The following is a 14897-nucleotide window of genomic DNA, read 5'->3' as shown; positions in this document are numbered from 1 at the left end:
CAAATTAATTATTCATAATTATACAGTTCTGGCTGTATGAGTTGCTGAGCTGAGTACGTTTTGTTGTACTCAAATCTGTGCTCATTATCTTCAAATTTAATCCTTAGGCTGAGGTGATCTGTCAGATCATCCATGGGCAGGTTTTCCAGCCGGGCTGTGGTATCGAAATCAATGGTCGCTATCTGAAAGGTATCCTGATGGCTGTCATATTGATGGCGCACGATATACTGAGCATCAAATTCATAACTTATCCTCCCTTTTCCGCTTACACAGATCAGACCGTTTACGTCAGATTTTAGCCATACCGCACGGTCTATATCTTGTTGTAAGAGATGTTTGAGCAGACTGTAAGAAAATCGTTCCTGACGCTGTTTCTGCTGTGCTAGGAAGAGTTGCTGGAAGTACTGAAACATATAGAAAGCCATTCCGATGCTGATAGCCGAGATCAGCATCGCTATAGTGAGTTCCAGCAGGGTAAATGCCTTTAACTTCCGGTTCCTCATTGTTCACCTCCTTTTCCTGCCCTGTTGGGTATGTAGCGTACCAGACTGTCCATAATTTTTTTATCCCCCTGCTGCATCGCATGGATGACCAGTCGTATCCGGTCAGGGTACGACTGCATTTCGGTCATTTCGTATGACAATAGCATACTGTCCCGCTGTATCTCGCCAGTCAGGTTGCCGTCAGGTGTGGCTGCTTCCAGTTCGTGGCTCCATGCAGCCATTAGTTCCCCAGTATTTTTGCGCATTTCGCTCCGCGAGGCTTTCGTGATGTTGACAAAGATCATCAAGCCGATCCCAAAGACAATCAGTATGATCACCATGGAGACCAGGGTTTCGACCAGAGACGATCCCTTGAGGTTCTTTGCTTTAACTGCCATATCCATACCACTTTAAAGGTTTATTGACCAGCTTTTTCCGATCCGGCAGTACCAAAGGCGAATGTAGAAAATGCGGCGACAGCCTGCTGCGGTCAAATTTGATATTGACCAAAAAGTTCTCGTACATGGATGATGGGCTCTTATACAGGAAGCGGTAGCATGCCGTGCGACCATGCACCTGCATGCCTTTGCTGTAATCCAGCAGGCCATACACAATCAGGTCCCCCTGGATCAGGCAGTCCTTGCCAAAACTGGCCAAAGAGGGCATATCCGAGCGCTTCGGTTCGTAGAGGAGCACTGTTCCGAGTATTTTACAGCTGTTGCCGACGCGCATACTCATACTTTTCCCTTCATTACCGATGACAGCCACTGTGGAGGGATATAGCAGTGAAACGTTATCTTCCAGAATCAAAGAATCCCTGGCAAAAAATTGGGCCGCACCGGAAAATCCCTTCTCGATCCGGATACAGGGAGCGATCACGATCACATCCTGCAGCACTGTATTGGCTGGAATAGTGATGGTCGAGTCTGCTATCAGCTGCACATTCCCTAGGAGGCTGTCGCGGAGCTCGGTTTGTCCGGATATCAGCCGGTAACGGGCTGTCGGCAGATGAAACGGATTCCTGGTAGTCGTCCCGGAGGGCAACAAGTTCACAATAGTGCTGTCACCTTTGACGAGCGACTGGATATAAGACAGCCGGTCGCTATCGAGGGTTGGCATCTGCCGGTCACTGTCTTTACTTTGCCCTTCAACAATCTTCTCATTCCCCTTAAAATATTCACCGTCCACATAAGAAGGCCGTACACCGGATTTGGGCAAGAACGCCGTGCCCTTTATTACCGTTTCACCGCTTACCGACAGCGGTCTGTCCTCATCCGTAATGTAGAGTACGGTAGAATCCGCCGGAGCAGCGCCCAACAGTGCGTTTTTCATCACCGAATCCTGCTGCATACGTGCGCGGACGACTGCGATATCATATAATCCCCATTTAAACTTGGAGACATATATCGAATCCCCCTGCTGTAGTACATTGGTGAGCGTGGTATCTTGTACGTGTGGAAAGTCTCTTGAAGATGCCAGAACAAATCCGGCTTCTGCCTGCTGTCTGAGCATTTCTTTGTGAGAAAACCGCGCTTCTTGGTCACGGTAGAAGAAAGCTAGATAGATCATGCTCCCCAACAGTACCGATACGATGAGGGAAATGACCAATACCAGATATAGAGCAGCAGCCTTGAGCATGGGTTTTTAGATTTCGGGAGCGGCCGTCGGTGGCTGATTCTCCTTCTTTTTAAACCATTTGTTGATCTGATCGCCGATCAGTTTACCTGTTTTACGGAAGATATTATTATTCTGATATGCCTCTTTGGTAATTTGCTGTCCCCGGTCAAAATACTGATAGCTAACACTGTCCTTTACACGATTTTCAATGCTTCCATGTAAATTGCCGTCCTTTAGGTATCCTCTCTGTATCCAGTTGCCCTGTTCGTCATACCGTACAAAAGGGCCTTCCTCGATGTTTGCCATCCATTGGGACTCGCTCTTGAGATTCCCATTGGTATACCAGCTGCGCCAGACCCCCTGTTTTAAGCCCTTGAAGTACATCCCCTGTTCGGCTAGGTTTCTATTTGGGAAATACTTCGTAAACTGTCCATTTAGCAGCTTTCCTGCGTAGCCGCCCATAGTTTGGTGAATTTGATTACTTTCGTACCAAGTATAAACTTTATCGCTGTTTGGTCGGACTTTAATGTTTTCTGCATAGAATATCGTTTTGCTGCCATCTTCCTGTGGAATAGTGAACCTACGGAAAATCTGCAGTTCCTTCACTTGTCCGAAAGTCGGTAATTGAGCCACAAGAAGAAGGAATATAGGAAGTATCAGTCTAATTGTCATTTTTAAATATCGTCTTATTTTTCCCATTGACTTTGATAGAAATATGGTCTTGTTGTATTCCGGTTAGCTTTATTTCACCCTGTTGATCTCCAATGTTCATCATATACTGTCGGTCCATGATCATCACGATGGCTGTCGGCTTTTTATCGTTTAGGTTTTCTATAAAGCCGATGTACTGTACATTCACTTGAGGCTCCGGTTGATAATTGTCCATGGGAGGTGCTATATATTCTGTTGGAGCCTGAGCGGCCGGCTCTACGGGCAAAGTAGGGGCATTCGAGTTTTTTAGCATGGGGTCCGGATAGTTCAGCAGCAGAGCAGTTGTTTTTTTCTGTCGGTAATACCTGAGGTCGCCCGTGTTCTGGACAAAGCTCTTCTGTGCAGTTCTGGGAGCCTGATTATCGTCCGACACTGCTGCAAAGATTTTATAAATGATATAACCCCACAAACCCACTACCAACGATAGTAGTATATATGTCATGGCTTTATTCTTCATTGCAGTTTCGCTCTTTTTCTATTTGGCTTCAGGTGATATGGTTAGCTGACGCGAACTAAATAATCCTACACTTCCTGTATTCTCCGGTCTGACTCGCCAATGGTAGGTCCCGGGGCTTATGGTCAAGTTTAGATGGTCAGCAGTTGTCGTGGTGTCAACAATGATTTTTTTTATAGCATCAAAGTCGGGTGTTGCTACCTGAAGTCGATATTTATCCGCATCTTCGTGCTTTTCCCAATGGAAACTCACGACGCTGTCCACCGTCGAAATACTGTCTGCCGGCGCAATCAGGTTAACGCTTTTTTTCTCCAGAGGATATTCGATAAATTCCGAGCAAGCAACAAAGCAACCAGAAAATAAAAAAAATACGGCTAAAAATCTTTTCATACCACATTAATTAATTGTGCTCCGTAAATCTACATAAAAATCTACAGTTGTGAAAATGTATTCAATAATGTTCCTGGTCTACAAATTCATTGTATATTATAAATGTAAATTATTTTTCTTAAAAAGTATGAATGTTTATATAAATTATCTAAATTGACGTGTCAATTGATATTGACCTGTTTTTACCTTGATTGAAATATTAACCGAGACATGTATCAGTAGCGTCATCTGCAGTGGTTCGAATGGTCGTTGGACCTGTTCGCCAATAGTTTTGTAAACGATAGTGATGCTCTATATTAGTGATGCCGTGAACAAATTAATTATTAAAATGAAAAGAATATTTATTTTATTTTCTGTATTGGGCTTAGCTTTTGACACAAAAGGTCAAAGTAACGCATTTCCGGCCTCTGGAAATGTTGGTATTGGCACTACTGCGCCACAAAGTAAGCTCCAGGTTATAGGCGGACTATCTGTGAATGGAAGGAATCCATCTCCGGGGATAAATGGCTTTGGTAATGCCATTCAACTTGTAGATCCATCTCATGCTGCGATTCTGTATAATCCTGGCCAGAGTACGGAACTGATGTATGGCTTTCATAGCAACGGAAGTATGTACTGGGGGCATGCAAGCGCCTATTCAATGTCATTAACAAAAAATGGAGATTTACGGGTCATGAATACTTTAGCTGTCGGGCATGGATTAAAATCAGGCAGCAAAATGTCTGTGGCAGGAAAGTTATCTGCTCAAGAGGTAGAAGTGACAACGAGCAATTGGCCTGATTACGTCTTTAGATCAGGATACAATTTACCTAGGCTCTCTGATATTGAAAAATTTATTAAGGAAAATGGACATCTGCCCGAAGTGCCCAAAGCATCAGAGGTCGAAGCCAATGGGCTACAGCTCGGAGAAATGAACAAGATCCTGCTTAAAAAGATAGAGGAATTGACCTTGCAGGCGATTGCAGACGAAAAAGTACGTTTTAAGCAGCAAGAATTATTAGAGCAGCAGGCCAGGGCAATTTCAGAGATGCAAAGGAGATTGGACCGATTGGAACGTGAGAAATCAAAAAGATAAAATACAGGGGAAGACGTGATATTAGTTATTAAATATTTCTTATGAGCGAAGTCTCGTTTTCAGAATAGCTGATCAACTGATTTTATTAAAGTAATTTATAATCTATATTAAAAAATGAAACAAAAAATTATTGCAACATTGCTTGCTTTTGCGCCGGCTATCACGTTCGGACAATCAGCTGATCCCAATATTGAGATCAGCTTGAGTGAACCCGCATTCGGAGTGAATATCAAAACAAATTTTCCAGGAGGTAATGGAATATGGGCAAGAGGGTATCGTGTATCAAATCAAACAGGTGCAGAGAATTTCATACAGTTTGGAACATTCGGAAATACGACTAATGGCGTAGCTAAAGCAGGCTACTCATTTATAGGCAAAGGGTATGACCAAACGTATTTAACTTTCTTACCAGATGGGAATGTTGGAATCGGAACTATATCGCCTAAAGAGAAGCTATCCGTGAATGGTAAAATCAGAGCGCAAGAAGTTAAAGTGGAGGTTGCTAACTGGCCTGATTTTGTTTTTGAAGAAGAGTATAAACTGAATAGCTTGCAAGAAATAAAAGAATTTATTAGAGCTAATAAACATCTTCCAAATGTTCCAAAAGCTTCAGAAGTCAATGTGAATGGGGTGGATTTAGGGGAGATGAACAAGATCCTTTTACAAAAGATAGAAGAGTTGACTTTACATATGATTTCACTGCAAGAAGAACTCGAAACTTTAAGATTAAAAAGGTGATATTTTATGGATAAGCAAGTTTGTCGTTCAGCAACTGAATTCGCGAGGGTTTAAGAATTTTAAAGAGGTTGTGCGAACCGAACAGGGATATTACCTGATAAATCCCTATTGGCATAGTTCGGGATGGTGGCAGTACGAGCGGCAACTTAAAGGGCACTGTCCCAACGGGTTTCGAGGTTTCGACTTCAAACGGGGGGGGACTTGGCTGAACGCGCAACGGGGATCAAATGTCCAAGGCGTGTATGTAATTGTCTTTAGTCGCAAGTACTGGGAGTATTGCAGCGAAAAATGGATCAAGAATATTCCATAATCGCGTGAATGGGGCGAAACTCCAACGATTTAGATTCGTATTACAAATGTAGCCCACCTAACCTATACGCTATGTTTACTCCTGATTGGGCCTACCTAAGTTAGAAAAAGAACTTAGGTAGGTAATTTTGAGAAAATAATTTTGCTTTTTTCGTTAAACGGTTTACTTTTGTTGTGGTAAAGGCTCTCATTGACTATGAAGCATTTACTCGCTAGGTCAAAATTAACTTATTTTATTTTTTCTGAAATGCTTTATAATATCCATCCGTACAGTTGATCATTATTCGTGTCAATTAGGAAAGATCAAATCTTTAAAATATTACTATTAAGTATAAATCGCTACTTCAGTACTTATGTAATCGGTCTCAACAACTTGTTATTGTAAGTGGTCGTAAGACAGTTATCAACTATTATGAATCTAAAAATCAATTTTTTTTTGCCCCTTATCACAAGCCTTAGTTTGCCCGTGTTTGGACAAACAGAAGCCATTGTGCCGCCGTCTAATCGATCTTTTGCATCACTAGAGAAAAATGTCCTTTTCTTTGCTGATGCCCGCTTTAAGGTAACTCAGTCGGGCAGCGCCAATATGAATATACCGACATTGTTTGACGGTCAATTCTTTCCCAGTTATTCATCTACCAGTATAGACCCCCAAAACCCTTATGTATTGCTTATTGAGGATCTACCAACATATCATGCGCAGGAAGGCGCTTGGATAGGATGGACTGCACGCTTTTACGTGCCTACAAAATTCAAGATGGAGGTTTTCGATACCTATAATGGCTCTAATCAATGGCGTACCATTGCAGACGTGAGCAACAATACTGCTGGCCATTACGTTGCCCGAATTACTCCCGGTACAGTGTCTCCATCAAAAATTCGTTTTACTATTTACAACACCGATGATACGCAGAATCGCTTAGGTATTTCAGAACTTTTTTATATTCAACCTGAAGCTATGAAAGCGTATGATGGCCTCATGGTTCAGTACAGCCGAAATGGAAATGTTGGTATTGGAACCTGGAATCCTATGGCCAAGTTAGCCGTTGAAGGAAATATTTTGGCGAAGGAAATCAAGGTAAAGACCGACATTAATGTACCCGATTACGTTTTCGAACCCGATTATGCACTTCATAGTTTGGAATACATCGCCAATTATGTCAAAACCCATAAACATCTTCCAGAAATTCCATCTGCAAACGAGATCAAAAAAGACGGTTTGGACCTTGCAGAGATGAATTTACTGCTATTAAAAAAAGTGGAAGAATTAACCCTGCATCTAATCGAAAAAGACAAAGTGCTTAATCAGGTGATGGAGAGGCTAGAGAGACTTGAATCCAAATGACTTTCATATGTTTGTTATGAATTTTTATGTGCTCAACTCTATGGTTTTTTAAGGTTTATAAGTGTAATTGAAAAGTAAATTATATGAAATTAATACATCTCATATTGTTAACAACTGGACTGTTGTTAAACACGTACTTGTTTGCGCAGCAAGAGCAGGTGATATCTCCATCCAACGGTTCGGTGGCGTCCTTAGAAAAAAATATTTTGTTTTATGCAGACCGTCGGTATAATGTAAGTCAGTCGGGAAGTGCTCAGCTCCCTATTCATCTCTTATTTGATGGAAATATGGATGCTGTCTACACTACCCAAGGTATTAATCCATCAAATCCATTTGTATTATTAATTGAAAATCTTCCAGATAGGCATACCCAAAGAGGTGCCTGGATAGGATGGAGCGCACGCTATTATGCACCAAAAAAGTTTAAACTTGAAGTTTTCGATCAGTGGAATAACATTTGGGTAACGGTGGCTGATGTCACTAACAATCCTAATGGTTATTTTATTGTGCAGGTACCCTCTATGTCTGTTGGTAAAATCAGGTTTACAGTATATGGAACGTCACAAGGGGAAAATATAATGGGGTTGTCAGAATTCTTCTTTATACATCCAGAAGCAACGACCGCATATGATAACCTTTTAGTAAACTATAGCCCAAATGGCAACGTCGGGATTGGTACGATAAATCCGCAAGATAGACTATCTGTCAAGGGGAAGATCCGAGCCGAGGAAATTAGAGTGACTACAGCAGCGGCAGACTGGCCAGATTATGTATTTGATCCCAATTATCAGATGCCTAGTTTGCAAGCATTGGAAACGTTTATTAAAACAAACAAACATTTACCGGATATACCCACAGCTAAAGAGGTTGAGACTGATGGAATATCGGTAGGCGATATGATCAATAAGTTGCTTAAGAAAAATGAAGAGCTGACCTTACACGCTATCGAAAATGAAAAAAAAAGGATAGCGTTGGAAGACAAAGTCTCACAACTAGAGAAATTAATCTTAACCCTCTCGGCCCAACAGAAATAATATGACGATCCGAAATTTACTCTTAGTTCCTGCCATTGCTTTTTTTCATGTGGTACAAGCGCAGAATGTGTTTCCAGGAAGCGGAAATGCTGGGATTGGAATTTCCAATTCACAGGCTTATTTGCCTATCAAAGCCAGTTACTGGTGGCCTATTGTGTGCTGTCTACTAGCATTAGGGCAATTGACAAGAACCTGACTGCACCGAGAGTCTCGATACATCGTTGAATTATACGAAATAACATATATTGTACATCTTAAATTTTTATTGAAAAAATTATTGAAATATTTGAATGATTGGTTGTTTTTATAGCGAATAACCTTAGCGAAATTTTTTAACCATATTGGATATGAACAGAAAAGTATTTTCACAGGTCGTCTTTATGCTCCTGACGGTTTGTTTCACGGGCCAGATCAAGGCTCAGACCGCCACATTCATTAAAAGTTTGAATGTCAATGCCACTACCAAAGTTGAATTGACTGATGCCAGTAACCAGCCCCTGAAAGTAGGCGGGCTGTACCGTGTGAAATTGTCTATTATATCTACAGGAACTCGCACAGGAGCTGAATACCTGGCATGGTACGATTCTCCGACGAGCGCATGGAAAATAAGAATGGTTTCTGCTGCGGGCCAAAGTTCTAATCATCCCTTGCTTATCGTTGAAGATAATATTGTTAAAGTGTATACCAATCACGCCAATATATATGCCGTCAGGGTGTTTGTTGAGTTTTATGATACCGGCAACGGCAATGTGGTGCCCGACCTATTCGGATCATCGTTTCATTGGCAGCGCCGTTCGTCCAATCTTTTTTATACTGATGGTGCCGTCGGCATCGGTACCGAAACTCCACGTGATAAGCTGTCCGTGAACGGAAGGATCCGCGCACAGGAGGTCAAAGTCGAAACTGCCAACTGGCCTGATTATGTATTTCATGATAACTACGAACTAAAGAGCTTGGATTCTTTGCGGAGATTTATCACGCAGAATGGGCACCTTCCTGAAGTGCCGAGTGCAAAAACTGTTGAAAGTGAAGGATTGGATCTCGGTGAGATGAACAAGCTCCTGTTAAAGAAAATAGAGGAACTGACATTGTATTTGCTGCAAAAAGATCAGGAAATTTCAGAAATCAAACGCCAGCTTAATCAGAAAAAGGATTAAACGACAACTGACGTCCCAGTCGTTTAAAGGTACTAGGGTATCAATCGTATTTGTATAGAATGAAACCTAAAGTATTAATGACTATAAAGATTAAAGTAATCAATGGTTTCTTTGCCGCGCGCTGTCTATTTTATCAGCTACTGCAGTTGCACAAAACAATAGTTTTCCTACAAGCGGGGATGTTGGAATTTGAGCAACCTCTACGGAGAAAAAATTGGACGTTATCGGAGCAGTTAAGGTAAATGAATTAATTTTCCAGCTTCGCCATATGATCTGAGCGGTGCGCCGACGGCACAACAAGGAGGCAGCAAGCATAAAGCAATTTGATAATTATATTACCTCTCGTTGGGGAGGTGCAGTCTTGGAAATAATAGTTATTTAACCTTGTTGGCAATTTATGGGGACGCTTTCCGTTTGCCTAATTTTTAGGATGAATGTTATTTAAGCAGTCAGACTATTGAAAATTCTATAGAAGAAATAATGAATATGATGTTTTTTTTAAACAAACATTTTTGCGCAGTTCTCTTTGTAGCTGCAATCTTAGTCTTGCCAAGTGTGGTAAAAGGACAGAATCAATTGGAGAAGCCTTTGGTTTCTTTCCATTCTCCTGATGTAACGGGATTGGGAAAATATTCTGAGTACCCTACAGATTTATCTGCAGGAGTAAAGCAGATATCCATTCCTGTATATAGCCTTAAAACCAAAAGTGTGCCTGTAGATATCCAACTATCCTATCATGCTGGCGGAATACAGGCTGACCAAGAGTCTAGTATTGTTGGTTTAGGTTGGACTCTCATGGCTGGAGGAGAAATAATAAGGTCTGTCCGCGGGTTCCCAGATGAAAGCGAGAATGGTTTTTTGACAATTGGCAAAAAATTGCCCGATATTAACCCAATAGATACAGAACTTTTGCTGGGTGGGAGAATAGTTGCGGATACGAATTACTTGGCCAACGATTATCTTTCTATTAAAGATGGTCAGCCTGATAGTTATTATCTAAGGGCTCCGTTATTAAATACCGAGTTTACAGTTAATAACAATGGCCAATATATTACTAACAATCAAGAGCCAATAAAGATATCTTTTGATAAAGTGAATGGGGTGTTTATCGTTTATGACAAAATCGGTACTGAATATAGGTTTGGTAAGAGCCTTGACAATATTGAGGCACGAGAAATCACAAGTATAGAGAATACAGCCATTAATGATGCTCCTTCATCCAATATTGATCCGGGTATTACTCCGATATTGCCGTATGTTTCTTCTTGGAAACTTACTGAAATTATTAGTTCAAACAGAACTGATACCGTTCGGTTTTATTATGATTCCTATCGGTATATGGACTATAAGCGATCCTCTGAAATCGCGACGGACATGACAAACATGAGTGACCCTATTGATAGCAAAGGTATTTACCATAAGATGAATATAAAGTATTTTACCAGAACCAATATAACCAACAAAATTCTGCGGGAGATTCGGTACGGAACAAATAAGGTTCAGTTTATAGGTACAGCTGACCGTCAGGATATAACAGATACAGGATACAATACCCCTAGGTTGACAGGTATAAAAGTTTTTGACAAGACATTGTTAACACATGAATTTAAGCTAAATAATGGTACCTATTTTGATCGTTCAGGTTATTCCCACAATATCGTTGGCACCGTCCCTATTCCTAGAAGAAATCAGAAAAGCTTGAAATTAACCGAATTTACCGAGGTAGATCCTGTGAGCCAAAATCATAAGATTTATAGGTTTGAGTATGACGAAACGCCACTACCTCCTCTACATTACACTAATTCACTTGATTTTTGGGGCTACTATAACGGGAAATCCAATTCTTCCCTGATTCCTGACAACTTTTATTCTGTACAAAGTGTTTCGAAACCTATTTTTAATGGTGACAATCGAAAATCGGACTTTAATTTTATGAAGGCAGGTGTACTTACCAAAATAACCTATCCGTCGGGAGGCAGTTCGATATTTGAATATGAAGCAAACAATTATCAGTTAGAAAAGGACGGGGTGCAATATAGAGAGACAACTAAAAATGTAAATGTTTTTGCAATTAACTGGAAAACACCTTCCGTCGTGTGTGAGGACATTCCTGAACTTGTCAATGCTACGCAAAAAGTTACTTATGAGTTTACCGCAGACGAAAATATCGTCAATTCAGGACAGGATGCCGGAAAACTGATCGTCAGATTTTCGGATTACTCCACCCTGCCAAATTATTTATTGGTTCCGGAAGCAAAAATAACGAATTTAACTAACAACTCGTTTCAGAAATTTCAACATTCTAATTCGGATAAGTCTTCTCCTAAGAACTTTGAGTCAACTATAATTATTCAGAAAGGACATCGATATCGAGTAGAACTGGATCTGCATGATGCCACTAATTCTGTGCACGGCCTCTGTGGGAACCCGTCGATTGAGTTTTACGTGAGTTATAAATATTTACAGGAAATTGTCACCGGTATTTCTGAACCAGTCCAGGCGGGCGGATTACGAATAAAGAAGCAGGTTAATTATAATGTTTCAAACGAAATTACAGATATTGAGAGGTATGAATATTTTTACAAAGGCAAGCCAGGGGGGAAATTAGTGAACGATTTAGGTAAGTACTTCTGCTATAAGGACGCGCTGTATCATAATCTTACAAGTGAAGGGACGCTGAGAAAAATGATTCAATTTTCTTCTCTCAGCACGGTTGCTTTGGGGCTGAGCAACGGTAGCCCTGTCTTCTATGATAAGGTAATTGTTTTTAAGGAAAGTAGCGGAATAAAAAATGGGAGAAAAGAAAGCTATTTTGATGAAGGTTATTCCTATCGGGTGACAATGGCACCAGGAAAATATCCATATGATAATATTGCGTTTCCGAACTGGGGGAAAGGTAGCTTGATTCGGGAAAAAGTCTATTCGGATAATGGAGGATCAGAGCAGTTGTTAGAAGACAGATCCTACCATTATAGTCATCCTAAGGTGGAGCTAATAAAGAATTTTCGGGTTGAAGAATTAGGACCTGCTTCAGAGCTGTTTTTTTTAACTAGTGGAGGAGTTGGGATGTATCTGATTAACCGTGGTAGGTACCATATTCAAAATAATTTCGAAACTATCGGGAGCCGTCAGCTTAATTCTACAATAGAGAAAAAATACAATTATGATCCGTATGGAAACCTGATGGACAGTTTAACTGTGGAACGTGAAATGAGTTATAATGCTTATCGGGATCTTTCAAAGGAAGTTAATATTGGCAGTACGGGAAAACGAACTGAAAGAATATATCGTTATTCAGGAGACCTAAACTCTTCATTTGGCAATAATATGATTTCCCTGCCTGTTCAGCAAGAAACGGTGATAAATGGTAAAGCAATTGATGGAACTATTTTTACCAGATTATCTAATGGTGATGTAGAACGGGTTTACAGGTTCAGTAGTTCAGTTCCTGTTTCGCCGAGCAATTTTTTGGATTTTAATGCTATACCGACGAGCTACTCCAAAGAAGACAGTTATAGCTATTATCCGAATGGTACGATCAAAACCATTCAATCAAAAGAACTACCACCAGTGATCTATCTGTGGGGGTACGGAGGTCAGTATCCTATAGCCGAGATCCGAAATGCGACGTATGCCCAGGTCGAGAGTGTTCTGACCAAAGCAGCTATCGACAACCTCAACGTGTCGACACACTCTGAAGCGACTATGGATACCCTGATCAAGGCCGCTGCGGACAAACTGCGGGCCAGCCTACCTAATGCGATGGTGACCAGCTACACGTATAGGCCACTGGTCGGCATGACCAGCAAGACGGATGCGAGGGGGATCAAAGAGAGCTATACGTATGACGGTATGCAGCGTCTTCAAGCCATCCTTGACCATCTGAACCAAGTGAACAGAGCGTTTGACTATCACTACCGTCCCAATTAAGCCAGACCTGTTATGAAAAAGAACTTATTGACGATATTATCCTTAGCTGCCATGGCATCTGTCCAAGGGCAGACGCTTGTTGACAATCTAACGCTAAACAGTTACAGCAACCAGACCAGCATCCAGGCCTTAAAGAGTGTGACACTGACCAATGGTTTTTATATCCCTGCACCGGCTGCAGGGAAGAGTGTTACGATCAGCATTGCTGGGTTCCAGACCCTTGTGAGCAGGCCAAGTGCAGATCAGAACTATATCGTGACCAGAACCTTCCGTAGTCCCGGAGTGACGCTATCCACGCTGAATGCGCAGCGCACGATCGGTGACGAGAACCAGACGATCCAGTACTTTGACGGATTGGGGCGGCCGAGCCAGACGATACAGCTGATGGCCAGCCCTACCTATAAAGACATTGTGCAGTATATCGAATATGACGGGTTTGGTAGGGAAAGTACCAAATTTCTACCACATGTAAAAAATCAGGCCGGAGACGGATCGTTCAAGCCTACAGCAAAATCTGACCAGCAGGCTTATTATGCGACAACGAACACCTGGGATCCTGCGGTGGTAAAAACAGCGAATCCGTACTCGGTTACGGTGTTCGAGAACAGCCCGCTGAACCGTGTTAAGGAGCAGGGTGCACCGGGAGCAGCCTGGCAGCCGCTGCCTGCAGCAGGGACTGGGCATACGGTCAAGACGGACTACGGGACCAATACGGCCACCGGGCCCGATGTGGTGAGGCTGTGGACTGTCACGGCAAGTGGAGCCAGTGGTACAACGAACTATGGTGCTGGTAAGCTCTATCGTACGACCACCCGGGATGAGAATACGGTTAATACGACCGACCGCAGTGGGTCTGTGGACGAATACAAGGATTTTGAGGGACGAGTGGTGCTCAAGCGTGTGTGGGAGAGCGAAAGCAAGGCCCTCAATACCTATTATGTTTATGACGATTTTGGTGACCTGCGCTATGTGGTTCCGCCTGCTGTGACAGCAGACAGCTTCAACGAGCTGGCTGCAGACCCAAACTTTGACAAATATATATATGCGTACAAATATGACGGACGCCGTCGGTTGATCAAGAAAAAGATTCCTGGCAGGGGCTGGGATTATCTGGTCTATAATAAGAACGATCAGGTCGTGTTCACCCGGGATGCCGAGCAGCTCAAGCGTGAGGAGTGGACGTTTACCAAATACGATGCATTTGGGCGGGTGGTAATGACAGGAATTGAGAAAGGCCATGTTGGTGACAATCACGACGATCTGCAGCAGGCATTATCAGATTTTACGGGGCCGATGTGGGAAGAGCGTGGCACTGTTTTGGAAGGATATACCAACAATACCATCCCGCAGAACAAGGACAATATGACGGTGCTTCAGGTTAATTACTACGATGACTATACATTTACCGGAGCGACGACGCTTCCTGTGAATGGAGTAACCAAAAGCACCAAGATCAAGTCTCTGCAGACCGGTAGCAAAATCTATCGGACAGATGGTACCCAGCCACTGCTGACGGTGCTATACTATGATGACTATGGTAGGGTGATCCAGACTGCTTCAAAGAACCATCTTGGAGGAACGGATTATGTGACCAATACCTATAACTTTGCGGGAGATCTGCTGACCAGTACACGTGTACATACGCCGGTGACGGG

Annotated in this window: 14 protein-coding genes; 8 read left to right on the top strand and 6 right to left on the bottom strand. The window is 42.2% G+C overall.

Annotation, left to right across the window (positions count from 1 at the left end; genetic code table 11):
- Positions 1-8: 8 nt before the first annotated feature.
- Genes K7A41_RS07750 through K7A41_RS07725 form a run of 6 tightly spaced genes read right to left on the bottom strand, consistent with a single transcriptional unit; the run spans position 9 to position 3654 of the window.
- Entirely contained in the window at positions 9-503 is a 495-nt protein-coding gene (locus K7A41_RS07750; protein ID WP_265713243.1) for a PulJ/GspJ family protein, read from the bottom strand.
- Positions 500-880 (bottom strand): hypothetical protein, encoded by a 381-nt coding sequence (locus K7A41_RS07745; RefSeq protein ID WP_265713242.1) that lies wholly within the window; start codon positions 878-880, stop codon positions 500-502. The genes K7A41_RS07750 and K7A41_RS07745 overlap by 4 nt, the downstream gene beginning before the upstream one ends.
- Entirely contained in the window at positions 870-2120 is a 1251-nt protein-coding gene (locus K7A41_RS07740; RefSeq protein ID WP_265713240.1) for a hypothetical protein, read from the bottom strand. Before K7A41_RS07740 ends, K7A41_RS07745 begins: the two co-directional genes overlap by 11 nt.
- Before the next feature lie 6 nt (positions 2121-2126).
- Positions 2127-2771 (bottom strand): toxin-antitoxin system YwqK family antitoxin, encoded by a 645-nt coding sequence (locus tag K7A41_RS07735; RefSeq protein ID WP_265713239.1) that lies wholly within the window; start codon positions 2769-2771, stop codon positions 2127-2129.
- Complete coding sequence (locus K7A41_RS07730) at positions 2761-3267, bottom strand: type II secretion system protein N (RefSeq protein WP_265713238.1); 507 nt, start codon at positions 3265-3267, stop codon at positions 2761-2763. Before K7A41_RS07730 ends, K7A41_RS07735 begins: the two co-directional genes overlap by 11 nt.
- A gap of 18 nt (positions 3268-3285) precedes the next feature.
- The gene (locus tag K7A41_RS07725; RefSeq protein ID WP_265713237.1) at positions 3286-3654 is read right to left on the bottom strand and encodes a hypothetical protein; all 369 of its coding nucleotides are present in this window, start codon (positions 3652-3654) and stop codon (positions 3286-3288) included.
- Positions 3655-3982: 328 nt separating this feature from the next.
- Between K7A41_RS07725 and K7A41_RS07720 the strand changes: the two genes are divergently transcribed.
- The 8 genes from K7A41_RS07720 to K7A41_RS07685 form a co-directional block, all read left to right on the top strand.
- The gene (locus K7A41_RS07720; RefSeq protein ID WP_265713236.1) at positions 3983-4729 is read left to right on the top strand and encodes a hypothetical protein; all 747 of its coding nucleotides are present in this window, start codon (positions 3983-3985) and stop codon (positions 4727-4729) included.
- Positions 4730-4843: 114 nt separating this feature from the next.
- Positions 4844-5467 carry a hypothetical protein gene (locus K7A41_RS07715; protein ID WP_265713235.1) on the top strand — a complete coding sequence of 208 codons (624 nt, stop codon included), beginning with the start codon at positions 4844-4846 and terminating at the stop codon, positions 5465-5467.
- 70 nt (positions 5468-5537) lie between these two features.
- Positions 5538-5777 (top strand): hypothetical protein, encoded by a 240-nt coding sequence (locus K7A41_RS07710; protein ID WP_265713234.1) that lies wholly within the window; start codon positions 5538-5540, stop codon positions 5775-5777.
- Between the two features lie 411 nt (positions 5778-6188).
- Positions 6189-7121, top strand: a complete 933-nt coding sequence (locus tag K7A41_RS07705; protein ID WP_265713233.1) for a hypothetical protein — start codon at positions 6189-6191, stop codon at positions 7119-7121.
- Between the two features lie 83 nt (positions 7122-7204).
- Positions 7205-8155: a tail fiber protein gene (locus tag K7A41_RS07700; protein ID WP_265713232.1), complete on the top strand. Its 951-nt coding sequence runs from the start codon at positions 7205-7207 to the stop codon at positions 8153-8155.
- Positions 8156-8502: 347 nt separating this feature from the next.
- Entirely contained in the window at positions 8503-9312 is an 810-nt protein-coding gene (locus tag K7A41_RS07695) for a hypothetical protein (RefSeq protein ID WP_265713231.1), read from the top strand.
- A 486-nt stretch (positions 9313-9798) separates the two neighbouring features.
- Positions 9799-13242 carry a hypothetical protein gene (locus tag K7A41_RS07690; RefSeq protein WP_265713230.1) on the top strand — a complete coding sequence of 1148 codons (3444 nt, stop codon included), beginning with the start codon at positions 9799-9801 and terminating at the stop codon, positions 13240-13242.
- 12 nt (positions 13243-13254) lie between these two features.
- The coding region (locus K7A41_RS07685; protein WP_265713229.1) for a DUF6443 domain-containing protein at positions 13255-14897 on the top strand (1643 nt) is incomplete at its 3' end.

Source organism: Sphingobacterium sp. InxBP1 (assembly GCF_026191775.1).
GTDB lineage: Bacteria > Bacteroidota > Bacteroidia > Sphingobacteriales > Sphingobacteriaceae > Sphingobacterium > Sphingobacterium thalpophilum.
Note: the sequence above shows the minus strand (reverse complement) of the source record. Positions and strands in the feature narration are given on the sequence as shown.

Bases quoted from the DNA above. Each gene is read 5' to 3' on its own strand.
- K7A41_RS07750 (WP_265713243.1), bottom strand. From the start codon at position 503: ATGAGGAACCGGAAGTTAAAGGCATTTACCCTGCTGGAACTCACTATA.
- K7A41_RS07745 (WP_265713242.1), bottom strand. From the start codon at position 880: ATGGCAGTTAAAGCAAAGAACCTCAAGGGATCGTCTCTGGTCGAAACC.
- K7A41_RS07740 (WP_265713240.1), bottom strand. From the start codon at position 2,120: ATGCTCAAGGCTGCTGCTCTATATCTGGTATTGGTCATTTCCCTCATC.
- K7A41_RS07735 (WP_265713239.1), bottom strand. From the start codon at position 2,771: ATGACAATTAGACTGATACTTCCTATATTCCTTCTTCTTGTGGCTCAA.
- K7A41_RS07730 (WP_265713238.1), bottom strand. From the start codon at position 3,267: ATGAAGAATAAAGCCATGACATATATACTACTATCGTTGGTAGTGGGT.
- K7A41_RS07725 (WP_265713237.1), bottom strand. From the start codon at position 3,654: ATGAAAAGATTTTTAGCCGTATTTTTTTTATTTTCTGGTTGCTTTGTT.
- K7A41_RS07720 (WP_265713236.1), top strand. From the start codon at position 3,983: ATGAAAAGAATATTTATTTTATTTTCTGTATTGGGCTTAGCTTTTGAC.
- K7A41_RS07715 (WP_265713235.1), top strand. From the start codon at position 4,844: ATGAAACAAAAAATTATTGCAACATTGCTTGCTTTTGCGCCGGCTATC.
- K7A41_RS07705 (WP_265713233.1), top strand. From the start codon at position 6,189: ATGAATCTAAAAATCAATTTTTTTTTGCCCCTTATCACAAGCCTTAGT.
- K7A41_RS07700 (WP_265713232.1), top strand. From the start codon at position 7,205: ATGAAATTAATACATCTCATATTGTTAACAACTGGACTGTTGTTAAAC.
- K7A41_RS07695 (WP_265713231.1), top strand. From the start codon at position 8,503: ATGAACAGAAAAGTATTTTCACAGGTCGTCTTTATGCTCCTGACGGTT.
- K7A41_RS07690 (WP_265713230.1), top strand. From the start codon at position 9,799: ATGATGTTTTTTTTAAACAAACATTTTTGCGCAGTTCTCTTTGTAGCT.